Source organism: Acrocarpospora phusangensis (genome assembly GCF_016862995.1).
In the GTDB taxonomy this organism is placed as follows: domain Bacteria; phylum Actinomycetota; class Actinomycetes; order Streptosporangiales; family Streptosporangiaceae; genus Acrocarpospora; species Acrocarpospora phusangensis.
The window spans coordinates 1-15015 of the sequence record NZ_BOOA01000133.1; the positions used below are offsets into that span (position 1 = coordinate 1).

12 protein-coding genes and 1 tRNA gene are annotated in these 15015 nt (G+C 68.2%); 10 read left to right on the forward strand and 3 right to left on the reverse strand.

The window, feature by feature from the left end; all coding sequences use genetic code 11:
• The 3 genes from Aph01nite_RS39095 to Aph01nite_RS39105 form a co-directional block, all read left to right on the forward strand.
• Positions 1 to 271, forward strand: a 271-nt coding sequence (locus Aph01nite_RS39095; protein WP_204046134.1) for a GNAT family N-acetyltransferase, incomplete at its 5' end; no start/stop codon positions are given.
• 179 nt (positions 272 to 450) lie between these two features.
• Complete coding sequence (sepX, locus tag Aph01nite_RS39100) at positions 451 to 1116, forward strand: divisome protein SepX/GlpR (protein ID WP_204046135.1); 666 nt, start codon at positions 451 to 453, stop codon at positions 1114 to 1116.
• A 96-nt stretch (positions 1117 to 1212) separates the two neighbouring features.
• Positions 1213 to 1286, forward strand: a tRNA-Ala gene (locus tag Aph01nite_RS39105).
• Between the two features lie 74 nt (positions 1287 to 1360).
• Here Aph01nite_RS39105 and Aph01nite_RS39110 read toward each other — a convergent pair.
• Positions 1361 to 2035, reverse strand: coding sequence for a phosphotransferase (locus Aph01nite_RS39110; RefSeq protein WP_204046136.1), 675 nt, complete (start codon positions 2033 to 2035; stop codon positions 1361 to 1363).
• A 217-nt stretch (positions 2036 to 2252) separates the two neighbouring features.
• On the opposite strand from Aph01nite_RS39110, the gene Aph01nite_RS39115 reads away from it, so the two are divergent.
• Positions 2253 to 2963 (forward strand): helix-turn-helix domain-containing protein, encoded by a 711-nt coding sequence (locus tag Aph01nite_RS39115; RefSeq protein WP_204046137.1) that lies wholly within the window; start codon positions 2253 to 2255, stop codon positions 2961 to 2963.
• On the opposite strand, the gene Aph01nite_RS39120 is transcribed toward Aph01nite_RS39115, so the two are convergent.
• Entirely contained in the window at positions 2945 to 3523 is a 579-nt protein-coding gene (locus Aph01nite_RS39120; protein WP_204046138.1) for a dihydrofolate reductase family protein, read from the reverse strand. The genes Aph01nite_RS39115 and Aph01nite_RS39120 overlap by 19 nt on opposite strands.
• A 583-nt stretch (positions 3524 to 4106) precedes the next feature.
• Here Aph01nite_RS39120 and Aph01nite_RS39125 point away from each other — a divergent pair.
• Positions 4107 to 7448 (forward strand): 3-keto-alpha-glucoside-1,2-lyase-like domain-containing protein, encoded by a 3342-nt coding sequence (locus tag Aph01nite_RS39125; protein ID WP_204046139.1) that lies wholly within the window; start codon positions 4107 to 4109, stop codon positions 7446 to 7448.
• A 168-nt stretch (positions 7449 to 7616) separates the two neighbouring features.
• Here the strand turns inward: Aph01nite_RS39125 and Aph01nite_RS39130 are convergent, their stop codons facing one another.
• Positions 7617 to 7841 (reverse strand): hypothetical protein, encoded by a 225-nt coding sequence (locus Aph01nite_RS39130; protein WP_204046140.1) that lies wholly within the window; start codon positions 7839 to 7841, stop codon positions 7617 to 7619.
• A gap of 521 nt (positions 7842 to 8362) precedes the next feature.
• On the opposite strand from Aph01nite_RS39130, the gene Aph01nite_RS39135 reads away from it, so the two are divergent.
• The 5 genes from Aph01nite_RS39135 to Aph01nite_RS39160 form a co-directional block, all read left to right on the forward strand.
• Positions 8363 to 9667, forward strand: a complete 1305-nt coding sequence (locus Aph01nite_RS39135; RefSeq protein ID WP_204046141.1) for a cellulose binding domain-containing protein — start codon at positions 8363 to 8365, stop codon at positions 9665 to 9667.
• Between the two features lie 323 nt (positions 9668 to 9990).
• A complete protein-coding gene (locus tag Aph01nite_RS39145; RefSeq protein ID WP_239162314.1) occupies positions 9991 to 11043 on the forward strand; it encodes a ketoacyl-ACP synthase III family protein in 1053 nt (350 codons plus the stop codon).
• Positions 11040 to 11291 carry an acyl carrier protein gene (locus tag Aph01nite_RS39150; protein ID WP_204046143.1) on the forward strand — a complete coding sequence of 84 codons (252 nt, stop codon included), beginning with the start codon at positions 11040 to 11042 and terminating at the stop codon, positions 11289 to 11291. The genes Aph01nite_RS39145 and Aph01nite_RS39150 overlap by 4 nt, the downstream gene beginning before the upstream one ends.
• Positions 11292 to 11310: 19 nt before the next feature.
• The gene (locus Aph01nite_RS39155; protein WP_204046144.1) at positions 11311 to 12354 is read left to right on the forward strand and encodes a ketoacyl-ACP synthase III family protein; all 1044 of its coding nucleotides are present in this window, start codon (positions 11311 to 11313) and stop codon (positions 12352 to 12354) included.
• 47 nt (positions 12355 to 12401) lie between these two features.
• On the forward strand, positions 12402 to 15015 hold a 2614-nt coding region (locus Aph01nite_RS39160), incomplete at its 3' end, for a type I polyketide synthase (protein WP_239162315.1).

The window sequence follows — 15015 nt, forward strand, 5'->3', positions numbered from 1 at the left end:
CCTCGCGCTGGCCGTCGACCACTGCTTCTTCACCACCGGTCTGCACCGGCTGGAGGCGAACATCCGCCCCGAGAACCACGCCAGCCGCCGGGTGGTCGAGAAGCTCGGCTTCCGCGAGGAGGGTGTGCGCCGGCGCCAGCTCCACATCGACGGCGCCTGGCGCGACCACATCTGCTACGCGCTGACGGTGGAGGACGCCCCCCGAGGGCTGCTCGTGCAGTGGCGGCGGACGCGTGACGCCGCGGCCGCCCGCCGTACGGAAGCCCAGTGAGCGCGTTCTAGTCACAGTTTGACGCGCCGATTTACATGAACAGCTTTGACGATCTCGCGACACACCGCACCGAATGCTCGTCAATCAGTGACACGCCGTCTTACGGTGCGTGACGTGAGCACATCTGCGCGACGACCCGTCCCCAGATGTCTCCAGGCAGCCCAGAGAAGGAGGAGCGCATGAGCAGCGTCCTCCTTTACCTTGCGATCGTTGCGATGTGGCTGGGCGTCCTCGTTCCGATGTGGCTCCGCCGCGACCGGTACGTGTACGTGGACGACGAGAAGTTCACTGTTGAAGGAGACACCCTCACCGAGCCGCTTCCGACGCCACACGAGTCACAGAACTCCGACTCGTCGGACGTGCCCGCCGTTCCGGAGCCGGCTGGTGACTCCGAGAGCTTGCCCCGATCCGAAGGGCGTACGGGCGATGGGAATGCGCCGGTTCCCGCAGAGGCCGCATCCGGGCCGGTTGATCCTCGCCGGGCCGAATGGCGGCGTCGTGCGCGGATCACCGCTCGGCGTCGCAGGCGGCTCCTGTGGAGCATCCTGCTGTTCCTGGCGTCGGTTGTGACGGCGGCTGTGCAGATCGTGCCGTGGTGGGGGATTACGCCCTCCGCTCTGGTGCTGGTCGGGTATCTGGCCGTGCTTCGCGTTGCCGTACGGATCGACGGGGAGCAGCGGGTACTCGCCGCCAGAGCTCAGGCTGCCCGCGCCCGGCACGCCCGGGAACTGCGCCGCCGCCTGGAGGAGGCCGCGCGCGAGGCCGAGATCATCGAGATCGAGGCCCGCCGCCGGGTTCAGGTCTTCGATCAGTACGCGGATCATCGTCGCGCGGTCGGCGACTGACCGGATCTCGGTCAGTACGCCGGCCCCGCCGCACTGCCGGCGAGCGACCATCTGGCGCGAACACCCCTGGAAGTTTGCTAATCTAATCGAGTCCAAGGGGCTATAGCGCAGTCCGGTAGCGCACTTCGTTCGCATCGAAGGGGTCTGGGGTTCAAATCCCCATAGCTCCACCCAGGACAAGGCCGGTTCCGCTCAGCGGACCCGGCCTTTCTGATCTTCTGGGTGACTGTCGCTCGCAGGAGCGTCACGACACCAGGGCGCGAACCCACAGCTGCTCATACTCCTCGATGTACTCGGCGTCACTCAGCCACGCGTCACCATGACCCTCATCCCACAACCTCGTCCACGGCTGAGCACCGTCGATGGCTTGTTGCCTCAGGAAATCGTGCATCGCACGGGTACGCCGGCTCAGCAGCGGCACCAACTGATGACGCTGAGCCTCATCCAGGCCGTACGCGTCGGCGAAGATCCGCAGCCGCATCGCGGCGTCGGTGCGTTGCCACGCCGGATGCGCCGACAGCGGGACGAATCCGTGAAGGGCGTAGGCGACGTCCCACAAGCGGGTCCCGGGCCCCGCTCCGTCCCAATCGATGAACACCCAGCCGTGATCACCATCCGCGACCAGATTCCATGGGGCCAGATCGTGATGGGCGATGATGTCGGCTCCGTCCGCTGGGATGAACACCCGCCAGCTAGCTTCTGCCGGGGGAACGAAGCCCTGCACCGCGTCATGGAAATCTCGGATCAGACGCGCGACGCGCCCAAGCCGATGAACAGGATCCAGCAGGGCGAAATGATCCGGCCATACGACCGTGCCAGGCGCGAAGGTCAGCACCTCGCGGCCTTGATCGTCGATACCGAGAGGGCGGGGAGCACCTGCGAATCCCACTTCGTGCAGATGGGTGAGCAAGGCGTGCACGGCCGGCGTCCAAGGCCCGGCGGGACGACGCACCGTATCTCCCACTCGGACAACGCCGGTACTGACATTTCCTCCGAAGAGAGGCTCTTCGTCAGGCTGCATGTCGCTCATTGTCCAGCAATGGACGCCCTCGGCCCGGCCACCCGGGAGCGCGGGCGGTCGTCGGCACGATGGCGGCGCGATTCGGTGGAAGACGAACTGTGCCTATCCTTCTCCCGTGGCACTGTGGTTCGAGACTCGTGCGTCCGACTCGCCCTGGGTCGACACTGTGTGGACCTGTACGAGCGAGCGGGTCGCGGAGATGACCTCAGTGGCGGCGGTGTGCTGGGGCCTGGTGTTCTGGGAGCTTGAGGGCAGGGCGTACGCGAGCATCTCCGGCCCTGAGACCAGGACCGGCACCGCGCCGGTGCCGGAGGGCGCGACCTTCGTCGGCATCGAGTTCGCGGTGGGCAGCCAACTCCGGGCCGTGCCCACGTCGGCCCTGGTCGACCGTGGCGTCGAACTCCCCGACGCCACGCACAGGACCTTCCGGCTGGACGGTCTCCGTTGGGAGACGCCCGGCCCCGACGACGCCGAGGCCCTGGTCGACCGCCTGGTGCGCGCCGGAGCCGTGGTCCGTGACCCGCTCGTCGCCGAGGTCCGCCGAGGCCACCGTCCAGTGGTCTCGGAACGCACGGTCGAACGCCGGTTCCGCGCGGCGACCGGGCTCACCCAGGGCGCCGTACGGCAGATCGAACGCGTCCGCAAGGCCTCGGCGTTGCTGGCCGCCGGCACCCCGGTCGCCGACGTCGTCTGCGGGCTCGAGTACTTCGACGAGCCGCACCTGGCCCATGCGCTGCGCCGGTATGTCGGGCGTACGGCGCGAGAACTCCGCGAGGGCACCGGCGGTGCGATCGCCCTGGCTCTGGATCAGCCGACGACGTCGTAGATCAACTTGACGACACCGTTCGGGTAGGCCGCGGACGCCCGGAGACTCAGTGCCTGCTTGTCCTTGTCGGCTCTGCTGAACAGGCTCTTCCCGGCTCCGAGCAGCACCGGGAAGACGAGCAGGTTGTACCGGTCGACCAGGCCCGCGTCCGACAGGCGTCGAGCGAGCTCCGCACTCCCATGGATGAAGATCGCGCCACCTTCGCTCTGCTTGAGCTCGGCGACGTCCTCGGTGGAGCGCAGGATCCTCGTCGGACCCCAACCCTCGACGAGGGCGTCGTCGGGCAGCGTGGTCGAGACCACGTACTTGGGCAGATCCTTGTAGGCGGCGTGGTCCTCCGAGTCGCGCCAGAGCGGTGCGAACACCTCGTAGCTGCGGCGGCCGAACATCAACGCCGTCGTGTCCTCGAGTTCCTCGCCCTTGAGTGAGAACGCCTCGGGCAGGAACTCGATGTCCTTGACCACCCAGCCACCGCTGCGGTGGTCTTCGCCCGGACCACCGCCCGGGGAGTCCACAACGCCGTCAAGCGAAACGAACGCGGTATAGATCAGATCACGCATGTGCTGTTCTCCTCATAGCCGGACGACCAGGCCGCCAGGTAGATCGACAAGCGGATGGTAGTGCCACGCCTTCGCGCCGCAGCGGAATGCCCATGCTAGGAAGCGCCACTACGGCCGTCTTGTACGGAAACGACGGCCCAAGCAGCAGATCAGCCGCAGATCTGCCATGAGCAGGCCATCACCTTGCGCCGACCGCTCGTTGTCACGCGGCGGTGGCAGGACGCGGGACTTGGCCACCGGATGGGCGGTCCGTTGCCGGGGGCCGTCAGGTCGACCGGGGCGGGTGGGCCCGTGGCCACGACCGACGACGCACAAGACGCTCGGAGGGCCGCGCGGGGGAGTGACCCTGACCAACCGCGCGGACCTCGCCACACATCGCACCCTTCTGTCGCGGAAGTCGTGACTTTCGTCGATTTGTGGCAAAAGAGTATGGGCAAGTGGCAAATCTCGCTCTATATTACGACGCAGATCAGCGTTACTCCTGCCGTGTTACAGCTAATGAAAGCCCCGGTCGGGCCATATCAGCGGTGCCGTAACCCCCACGCCGCGCCGACCGCGGCACCTGCACCGAGATGGGACTGGCATGCGGAAATTACCCCTCTTATCCGTCGTACTGCTCACCTCACTCTCCTGGCTCGTCGTACCCGCCCAAGCACGCGCGGCGGTGCCGCCGCAAGTGCCGGGCGTCACCCTGCGCACCTACGACGTCCAAGTCGAACTGTCCAAGATCTGTACGCTCAAGCCCGGTCAGACACCCAACGTGGACAAGCTGATGCCCACGATCGACTGGATCTCCGACGCCGACTTCGGCCTGACCGACATGTTCGTCACCGAGGCCCTCGGCAACATCTCCATCGCCGCCGCGGGCACGTACGAGTTCCGGCTCACCAGCGACGACGGCTCCCGGCTGCGCATCGACGACACCGTCGTGATCACCAACGAGGGGCGGCACGGGCCGATCGCCGTGGACGGCGCGATCACCCTGACCACCGGCTACCACGCGCTGCGCGTCGACCACTTCGAGCACCTGTACGGCCAGCAGCTCAAGCTGGAGTGGAAACCACCCGGATCCTCCGGGTTCACCCTCGTGCCGAACTCGGTGCTGAGCACGGACGCGGACGTGGTGCGGGTCACCGCCCCCGGGCGCAAGGAGTGCGAGAGCGGCGCCGACTCTCCGGGCGACGGGCTGCCGCTGGAGTCGGTACACCCTGACTTCACGCTCACCGACCTGCGACCGGACGGTTTCGAGCCGCAGGTGACCGCGATGGACTGGCTGCCCGACAACCGGTTGGCGATCGCCACGTGGGGTGGCTCGGAAAACAAGCTCGGCGAGGTCTACCTGCTCGACAACGTCACCGGCGACACCTCACCCGCGCAGGTGACCACCAAGAAGATCGCCAGCGGTCTTCAGGAGCCCATGGGCATCAAGTACGTGGACGGCAAGCTCTACGTGTCGGAGAAGTCCCGGCTGGTGGAGCTGAACGACACCAACGGAGACGAGGTCGCCGACAACCTCAGGACCGTGGCGACCTGGCCGTTCGGCGGCAATTTCCACGAGTTCGCGTTCGGGATGCTCTACCGGGACGGCCACTTCTACATCAACCTCTCCGTCGCCATCAACTACGGCGGCGCCACCACCGACCCGCAGCCGGCGCCGGACAGGGGCACGACCATCAAGGTCGACAAGGCCACCGGCGCGATCGAGTACATCGCCGGCGGCCTGCGTACGCCCAACGGGCTCGGCTGGGGTCCGAACGATGACCTGTTCGTCATGGACAACCAGGGCGGCTGGCTGCCCGCCTCGAAACTCGTCCACATCAAGAAGGACCGGTTCTTCAACCACTACACCAACCCCGACGGCCGGTTCGACAACAACCTGGTGAGCGCGCCCGTGCTCTGGCTGCCGCACAACGAGATCGCCAATTCGCCCAGCACGCCGCTGCTCCTGAAGCAGGGCAGGTTCGCGGGGCAGATGCTGTTCGGCGACGTCACCTACGGCGGGATCCAGCGCGGGTACCTCGAGAAGGTCAACGGCGAGTACCAGGGCGCGGTCTTCCGCCTCACCCAGGGCCTTGAGGCGGGGGTCAACCGGATCAGCCTGGGGCCTGACGGCGCCATCTACGCCGGAGGTCTCGGCGCCGGCGGAAACTGGGGCCAGCCGGGCAAGCTCACCTACGGACTGCAGAAGCTGACCCCCGGCGACAACAAGGCCTTCGACATCCTGAGGATGCGCGCGATCGAGGGCGGCTTCGAGCTGGAGTACACCCAGCCGCTGTCGGCCGAGACCGCCGCGTCGCTGGCGGCCAAGTACCAGATCACCCAGTGGCGGTACGCCGCGGCCTCCACCTACGGTGGCCCCAAGGTGGACGAGGAACCGCTGACCGTCACCTCCGCCGACCTGTCCTCCGACGGCAAGAAGGTCACGCTGAAGATCGCGGGTCTCAAGCCGGGACGCGTGGTGTACCTGCGGTCGCCGCGCCCCTTCAGTTCGGCGTCGGGGCAGCCGCTGTGGAGCACCGAGGCCTGGTACACACTCAACACGATGGTCGACGGCCCGGAGACCGACACCGTGTACGAGGCGGAGAGCGCCTCGCACAGCGGCGGCGCGAAGCTGAACACCGACCATCTGAGCTACTCGGGCAGCGGCTTCGCCGACGGCTACTGGAACGTGGGAGCGGCCACGCAGTTCGCCGTACACGCGCCCAGGACCGGCACCTACCACGTCGGCCTGCGCTACTCCAACGGCCCGAACCCCGCGCGCGGCACCAAATCCCTGAGCGTGTACGTCAACGGGACCAAGATCAGGCAGGTGCCGCTGCCCACCACGGAGACCTGGGACCTGTGGGCCACCCGGGTCGAACCGCTCGCGTTGAACGAAGGCGCCAACACCATCACCTACAGGTACGACAGCGGCGACGCGGGCAACGTCAACCTCGACTCCCTCACCGTGGCCGCCCAACGGGTGTTCGAGGCGGAGAACGCCTCGCTGAGCGGCGGCGCGAAGGCGAACAAGGACCACCAGGGCTACACCTACAAGGGCTTCGTCGACGGCTACTGGAACGAGGGCGCGAGCACGTCGTTCTCCGTGTGGTCCGACTCCACCGGCACGCACAACGTGGGGCTCCGCTACGCGGCCGACGCCGGCAGGTCGGTGAGCGTGTACGTCAACGGCGAGAAGGTCAGGCGGGTGCGGCTGGCCGCCACCGGCGGCTGGGACTCCTGGGCCGTCCAGACGGAGGCGCTCGACCTGAACCGGGGCACGAACACGATCGCCTACAAGTACGACTCCGGCGACGCGGGCAACGTCAACCTCGACCACATCACCGTGTCGAAGGCGCAGCGGATCACGCTGTTCGACGGGTCCAGCCTGGCGGCGTGGGAGAAACGGGCCGGCGGGTCGGCCACGTGGCCGATCGCGAACGGCTCCGTGGAGTCCCTCGGCGGCGACATCCGTACCCGGCAGACGTTCGGCGACTTCAAGCTCCACGTCGAGTGGTACGAGCCGGACTACCCGCCGGACGTGACCGGGCAGCAGCGCGGCAACAGCGGCGTCTACCTCCAGGAACGCTACGAGGTCCAGGTTCTGGAGTCGTCCGGTGACCCCACGGCGCTTGTCAACGGGGCGGGCGCGATCTACAACAAGCGCGCGCCCGACAGCAACATGGCCACCGCTCCGGGGACGTGGCAGACCTACGACATCACCTTCCGCGCCGCCCGCTACACCAGCGCGGGAGTGAAGGTCGACAACGCGCGGGTCACGGTCGTCTGGAACGGCGTGGTGGTGCACAACGACGTGGCCATCGACGGCGGCACGGGCGACAACATCCCGGAGAGCGCGGCGTCGGGCGGGATCCGCCTCCAGGACCACGGCGACCCTGGCCAGAATCCCCGCTTCCGCAACGTGTGGATCGAACCGGTCACCTGACCTGATCCAGCCGGCAGACCGTCACGGCCCACTGCGCGTGGTCGGTCTGCCCGCGCAGCTGTGATGCGAGAGGGGGCGGGCGACCCGTCCCCTCTCGATTCGTCCTGGTGGGAGTGGCGCGATCGGGTCGGTCGGGGCCCGGTTCAGCCTCTCAGCGGTGGACGAGGGTCATGCGTAGAGGAAGAAGTAGCGGTACCGGCCCTCCCACTCGCACTCATAGTCGTTCCACCAGTCCTGGTTGACACCCTGAGTGCCGACCCGCTCGCAGTCCGGCTCGTACCTGAAGATGCCGGCCACCCTCTCGCCATCGGCCTGAGCCGGGGTGGCGCCGATGGTCAGCGACGTCCCGAGAACCACGACGGCCGTGACGAGAACAGCGCGTACCTTTCGCATTCGTCCTCCTGCGACTGTGGAGATCATGAAGGTGGACGCTATCACTCATCACGCGTCAGGAAAATTGTCACGGATGAAAGTTTCATAGAGGGCGACGGCGAGTTCGCGGATATTCACCGTCGGTAAAACCGGTATCACTTTCCAGTCGCCTGTGTCCGCTGTCCAATTCCGGACCTGGCGGCCTTGGAGGACCCCGCAGGTGCGTATCCGACTACCTGTACGGGCCATGCATGATCTGTACTTCTTCGCGCCGTGTTGATCTATGGGGTCCGATTCGTGCCCATTTTCCCGTTCAGTTAAAACGATGTAAAGAAACCTTTGACCATCGTCACATACGTGTCATATCGTCTCCCCGCCCATATCGATGTAAGCCGCGACACCCGAGCAGGACGTCGTTCTCGCAGGCGCTACGGTCGGCATGCTGACCGCGGCCGTCCGGGCGCGGGAGGACACGGACGGTCACCAGGGAAGCGGCGATCATCCGACCGACCGGAGTCGCACAAATGCAAGCTCGAATCCGTATGCCCATGGTTGCCGGCATGGTGATGACCCTGCTGGCGGCCGTCGGCGTGTCAGCGACCTTCACGCCGCCGGCCCACGCCACGGTGATCACTGACATCGCTTACGCGCCCGCACAACCGGCCGGTAGCAGGGGACATCTGCTGGATCTCCACCTGCCGTCCACCGGCATCACGCCCCGGCCGCTGATCATCTGGCACAGCGGCTCGGCGTGGACGAGCGACAACGGCAAGGAGGGCCCGGACGCGGACGCGGTCGCGGCCATCTTCAACCCCCTGGGCTTCGCGGTGGCCGGCGTCAGCGTCCGCTCCAGCAGCCAGGCGGTCTTCCCGGCCCAGGTGCACGACGTCAAGGCGGCCATCCGCTGGCTGCGCGCGAACGCCGCCACCTACCAGCTCGACCCCAATCGCTTCGCGATCATGGGCGACTCGTCGGGCGGCTGGCTGACGGAGATGGCCGTCTTCTCCGGCGGCGTGGCCGCGCTGGAGGGCACCATCGGCACGACCGGCGTCTCCAGCGCCGTGCAGGTGGGGCTCGCCTTCTACGCCCCGACCGACTTCCTGCAGATGAACGCGCAGAGCCTGCCGCCCGGCGTGATCGACCACGACTCCCCCGGCTCCCCGGAATCCCTCCTGATCGGCTGCCCGATCCAGACCTGCCCGGCGGCGACCGCCCTGGCCAATCCGATGAACTACGTCGACGCCAACGACCCACCCCTGCTGTTCATGCACGGCCAGGCCGACTTCCTGGTGCCGCACGGGCAGAGCGTCCTGCTCTACAACAAGATCAAGGCCCAGTGCGGCGACGCCATCTTCATCTCGGTACCCGGCGCGGACCACATGAAGGACGAGATCATGGATCCCGCCCAGTTCGCGAACCACACCGTACGCACCACCACCGACTGCACCGAGACCGTCGGGACCGGCACGTTCCACACCACCTGGGACAACTTCGCGACGTTCCTGCGCGGTGGGCTCAAGATGGGCACCTCCTGCGAGGTCACCTACGCCACCGGCGGCTGGCCGGGCGCCTTCAACGGCAGCGTGACCGTCCGGAACACCGGCACGACCCCCATCGAGAAGTGGGCCCTGACGTGGACCTGGGCGGGCAACCAGCAGGTCACGGCCTACTGGAACAGCGTGATCACCCAGGTCGGCACCGCGGTCACAGCCCGTGACGCCGGCCACAACTCCTACATCGGTCCCGGTTCCAGTCAGAATGCCAGCTTCACGGCGTCCGTCACCGGGACGAACGCCATTCCGGCCCAGTTCAAGCTCAACAACATCGTCTGCCCGAGAGTGCCCTGATCAACGTGCCGGGCCCGAGCTGAATGGCGACGGCCCGGCACCGTTTACATTCGGAAAAACCGAGATGTGAAGCGGAAGACGCATTTGTAAAATTCAACACGTTCCGTTGGATGCCGATCACGGAATGTGGTCGGCATTCATATTGCTTTATCCGACGGTCCACCCCTATTCTTGCCCCTGGCGGCTCGCCAGCCTATTTACCGTTGTTTTCATTGACCGGCCGGGGTCGCTCGATATCCCCCGGGGCCCGAGATTAATCGGATGAGCCGCCTTCTACCTCCTGAGAGGTCGTTTCCGAGATCGTCGATGAGTTAGGGGACGCGTTGCGTACATCCAACATGTTCGTCAGGAGTCTCGGCGTCTACGTGCCGGAAAGCGTGAGCGTCGAGCAGGCGGTCCGTGAAGGCTGGTACCCGGCCGAGGAGGCCGAGAAGTTCCGGCAGATCGGTGCGGCGGTGGCCGGCGACATGCCCGCGCCGGAGATGGCGCGGCTCGCGGTCCTGGACGCCTACGACCGCTGGGGTGAGTCCTCCCCGCGAGATCTCGACCTGCTGCTCTACCCGTCGGTGTGGCACCAGGGCCCGAACGGCTGGCAGCCGCAGCACTACCTGCAGAAGCACCTCCTCGGCGGGAATGTGCCGGCGTTCGAGATCCGGAGTGGCTGCGTGGGGATGATCAGCTCGCTCGAGCTGGCGGCGAGTTACCTGCAGGCGGTCCCGGACCGGGAGACAGCCATGGTCGTCTCCTCGGACAACCACGGCACCCCGCTGGTGGACCGCTGGCGGATGACCCCCGGCGCGCTGATCGGCGACGCCGCGGCGGCGCTCATCCTCGGCAAGGGGCACGGCATGGCCGAACTCCTGTCGGTGAACGCCACGGTGATCCCGGAGGCCGACGCGGTCAACGACGGCGCCTACCCGCTGTTCCCCCCGGACGCCACCATCGGCATCGGGCTGAGCTTCGGAGACCGGCACGAGGAATTCCGCCAGCGACTGCTCAAAGCTCAGGGAACCGGGATCCACCTGACGATCCAGAAAACGATGATGCAGCAGGTCGAACAGACCCTGGACGAGGCCGGGATCGAGCTCTCCGACATCACGCGGGTGGCGTTGCCGCACGGCCGCCGCGAAGACCTGGACGGCCAGATGTCCTGGCTGGGCATCGACGAGGACCAGACCACCTGGGACTACGGGAGGCGGGTGGGCCACTGCGGCGCGGTGGACCAGTTCATCGCCTTCGAGCATCTGCTCGCCACCGGCGGGCTCGTGGCCGGCGATCACCTGCTCATGGTCGGGTTCGGCTCCGGCACGTCCTGCGCCGCGGCGGTGTTCAGGGTCCTCTCCACCTCTCCCGTCACGACAGGGGCACGCGCATGACCGAGCTCACCCGAAGGCTGGTCGACTTCATCCAGGAGAACCTCGTCCAGGACGGCGACGACATCACGGTCGACGAGACGACCCCGCTTCTCACGTCGGGCCTCCTGGACTCCCTGCGTACGGCGCGGCTGCTGAACTTCCTCCGCAAGGACGTCGGCGTCCCGGTCCCCGCCGCGAAGCTCGAATCCGAGAACTTCCAGGACGTCACGACCATCGTGGCGCTGGTCAGAGAACTCGAATCCGTCTAGCCGGGGCGAGGACAGAGCCATGCGGTACGCGGACACGTACATCAGCGGAGTGGGAGCCTTCCTTCCCCGGACCGTCATCAGCGTCGAGAAGGCCGTCGCCAAAGGCTGGTACCCGGCGGAAGAGGCCGAGCTGCACAACCTGGCCGGGGCGGTGGTGGCCGGTGATCTGCCGGCTCCGGAGATGGCCCTGCACGCGGCGCAGAGCGCGCTCAAGCGCAGCGGCCGGGCGCCCGCCGACCTCGATCTCCTCCTGTACGCCTCGACGTGGCACCAGGGACCGGACGGCTGGCCCCCGCACTCCCACCTGCAGCGTCAGCTCGTCGGCGGGGACGTCCTGGCCACCGAGATCCGGCAGGGCTGCAACGGGATGTTCATCGCCCTGGAACTGGCGGCCGGCCACCTGGACGCCGCTCCCGGCCGGCGGGCCGCCCTGCTGGTCGCCGCCGACAACTACGGCACCCCGCTGATGGACCGGTGGCGGATGGGCCCCGGATACATCGGCGGAGACGCCGCCAGCGCGCTCGTCCTCACCAAGGAGACGGGTTTCGCCCGCCTGATGTCGGTGTGCACGACGACGGTGACCGAGGCCGAGGAACTGCACCGGGGCAGCGAGCCCCTGTTCCCGCCGGGTGTCACGGTCGGGCGCCGGATGAGCTTCGCGGCCAGGAACGACCAGTTCCGGCAGCAGGTCATGGCCAAGGGCGAGGCCACCGCGGCGCTGTTCAAGATCCAGCGGGCGTTGATGGAGGTCGCCGAGCGCGCGCTGGCCGAGAGCGGGATCGAGGCCGGCGCGCTCACCCGGGTGGCGTTCATGAACTACTCGGAAGAGATCGTCGAACAGCGGTGCATGGCCATGCTCGACCTGCCCATGTCCCGCTCGACCTGGGACTACGGCCGCACCATCGGCCACTGCGGGGCGAGCGACCAGGTGCTTTCCCTCGACCACCTGCTCATGACCGGGCAACTGGGTCCGGGCGATTCCATGCTGATGCTCGGCACCGGACCGGGAGTGACCGTCTCCAGCGCCGTGATCAAGATCATTGACAATCCTCCATGGGTCTGAACCGAAGGGAACGAACGCAGATGGCCGACAGTCCGCGTGGAGTCCAGGTGGAACCAGTCGCGGTGATCGGGATCGGATGCCGCCTGCCCGGTGACGTCCACTCACCGGACGAGTTCTGGGATCTGCTGAGCGCCGGCCGGAACACGACCCGGCCGCTGCCCGCCGAACGCTGGCGCCGGGACGAGAACCGCAGCCCCGAATACGCCGCCGCACTGCGCGACGCCGTACGTCACGGGAGTTTCTTGAGCGACATCGAGGGCTTCGACGCGGAGTTCTTCGGCCTGTCGCCCCGCGAGGCCGAGCTGATGGACCCGCAGCAGCGGATCCTGATGGAGACCGCGTGGGAGGCCCTGGAGCACGCCGGCCTGCCGCCGCACGAACTGGCCGGCACCGACGCCGGAGTGTTCGTCGGGGTCTGCACCGGCGACTACGGAAGCCGCCTCCTGGAGGACCTGCCCCAGATCGAGGCGTGGACCGGGATCGGCGCCGCGACCTGCGCCGTCGCGAACCGCATCTCCTACTCGCTGGACCTGCGCGGCCCCAGCATGGCGATCGACACCGCCTGCTCGGCGTCGCTGGTCGCGCTGCACCTGGCCGCGCAGAGCCTGCGCCTCGGGGAGAACGACGTCGCTCTCGCCGGCGGCGTCAACCTGCTGGTCACTCCGGGCCAGACCCTCACGCTCGGCACGGCCGGAGCCCTGGCCCCCGACGGGCGGTCCAAGTCCTTCGACGCGTCGGCCGACGGATACGGACGCGGCGAGGGCGTCGGCGTGGTCGTGCTCAAGCGGCTGTCGGACGCGCGGCGCGACGGTGACCGCGTCCTCGCGCTCGTCATCGGCAGCGCCGTGAACCAGGACGGACACACCAACGGCATCATGGCGCCGTGCGGCGAGGCCCAGGAACACGTGATGACCCGGGCCTGCCGGCAGGCCGGCGTCGCGCCGTCCACCGTCGACTACATCGAGGCGCACGGCACCGGCACCCGGCTCGGCGACCCGCTCGAGGCGGGGGCGCTCTCCTCCGTCTACGGCATCGGGCGGCCTCCGGGCGACCCGTGCCTCATCGGCTCGGTCAAGTCCAACATCGGCCACCTCGAAGGCGCCGCCGGCATCGCCGGCGTCATCAAGGCGGTGCTCGCCCTCCACCGCGGCGAGATCCCCCCGAGCGTGCTGACCAGCCTCAACCCGTCCATCCCGTGGGAGACCTCGGGCCTGCGCGTGGTGACGGAACGATCGGACTGGCCGGCCCGCGACCACCCCCGCCGGGCGGGCGTCTCCAGCTTCGGGTACGGCGGTACGGTCGCGCACATCGTGCTCGAACAGGCCCCTCCGGTCCCGGAGGCGGCCCGTGGCGAGGAGACGGGGGAGCGGCTGTTCCCGTTGTCGGCCGCGTCGGAGCGGGCGCTGCGGCAGTACGCGGGCAGGCTCGCCGATCACCTCGACAAGGGGCTCGATGTGGCGTCGGCGGGGCACACGCTGGCGCTCCGGCGTACCCATCTGGCGCGTCGCGCTGTCGTGATCGGGGCGGATCGGGATGAACTGGCGGCCAGCCTGCGTCGGCTCGCCGACGACGTGCCGGCCGAGGCCGTCCTCACCGGTGACGTGCTGCCCGAGCTCGGTCCCGGGCCGGTCTGGGTCTTCTCCGGGCAGGGCTGCCAGTGGCGCGGGATGGGGCGGGAGCTGCTCGCCGTACCGGAGTTCGCGGCTCTGGTCGACGAGGTGGAGCCGATCTTCGTCGAGGAGATCGGTTTCTCTCCCCGGCAGGTCCTGGCCGACGGCGATCTCGACACCATCGACCGCGTGCAGACCATGATCTTCGTGATGCAGCTGGGCCTCGCCAGGCTCTGGAACGCGTACGGGGTCGTTCCGAAGGCCGTCATCGGCCACTCCGTCGGCGAGATCGCGGCGGCGGTGACGGCCGGCGCGATGTCCGTCGCCGACGGCGCCCGCCTGATCTGCCGCCGCTCCGTACTGCTGCGCCAGGCCGAGGGCAAGGGGGCCATGGTGATGGTCGACCTGTCCTTCGAGGAGGCGGCGGCGAGGCTGGCCGGCCGTACCGACCTGGTGGCCGCGATCTCGTCGGCGCCCGGCTCCACCGTGCTGTCCGGCGACGTCGCCGCGGTCGAGGCGGTGGTGAACGAGTGGCCGGTCGAAGGCGTCGTGGCTCGGCGGGTGGCGTCGGACGTCGCCTTCCACAGCCCGCAGATGGAGCCTCTGGCCGTCGAACTGGCGGCCCGGACCACCGACCTCTCGTTCGGGGCGCCCCGCATCCCGATGTACTCGACCGCGCTGGCCGACCCCCGGTCGACTCCCGTCCTGGACGGCGCGTACTGGGCGGCGAACCTCCGGGACCCGGTACGGCTGGCCGCGGCCACCACGGCCGCGGCGCAGGACGGCTACCGCGTGTTCCTGGAGATCTCGCCCCACCCGGTGGTCGCGCACTCGGTCACCGAGACGCTCTCGGAGAACGGGTTCGAGGACGTGTTCGTCGGCACGACGCTGCGCCGGAACCAGCCGGAGCGGCAGGCCTTCCTCGTCGCGGCAGGCACGGCGCACTGTCACGGCGTCGAGGTGGACTGGAGTCGGCTGCAGCCCTCCGGGGGCCTGGCCGATCTGCCGCCGTACGCCTGGCAGCATCGCCGTCACTGGCGGGAGGCGTACC

Excerpts from the sequence above, each read along its gene's own strand:
- Aph01nite_RS39135 (WP_204046141.1), top strand. The coding sequence starts at position 8,363 with ATGCCCATGGTTGCCGGCATGGTGATGACCCTGCTGGCGGCCGTCGGC.
- Aph01nite_RS39120 (WP_204046138.1), bottom strand. The coding sequence starts at position 3,523 with ATGCGTGATCTGATCTATACCGCGTTCGTTTCGCTTGACGGCGTTGTG.
- Aph01nite_RS39150 (WP_204046143.1), top strand. The coding sequence starts at position 11,040 with ATGACCGAGCTCACCCGAAGGCTGGTCGACTTCATCCAGGAGAACCTC.
- Aph01nite_RS39130 (WP_204046140.1), bottom strand. The coding sequence starts at position 7,841 with ATGCGAAAGGTACGCGCTGTTCTCGTCACGGCCGTCGTGGTTCTCGGG.
- sepX (WP_204046135.1), top strand. The coding sequence starts at position 451 with ATGAGCAGCGTCCTCCTTTACCTTGCGATCGTTGCGATGTGGCTGGGC.
- Aph01nite_RS39125 (WP_204046139.1), top strand. The coding sequence starts at position 4,107 with ATGCGGAAATTACCCCTCTTATCCGTCGTACTGCTCACCTCACTCTCC.
- Aph01nite_RS39155 (WP_204046144.1), top strand. The coding sequence starts at position 11,311 with ATGCGGTACGCGGACACGTACATCAGCGGAGTGGGAGCCTTCCTTCCC.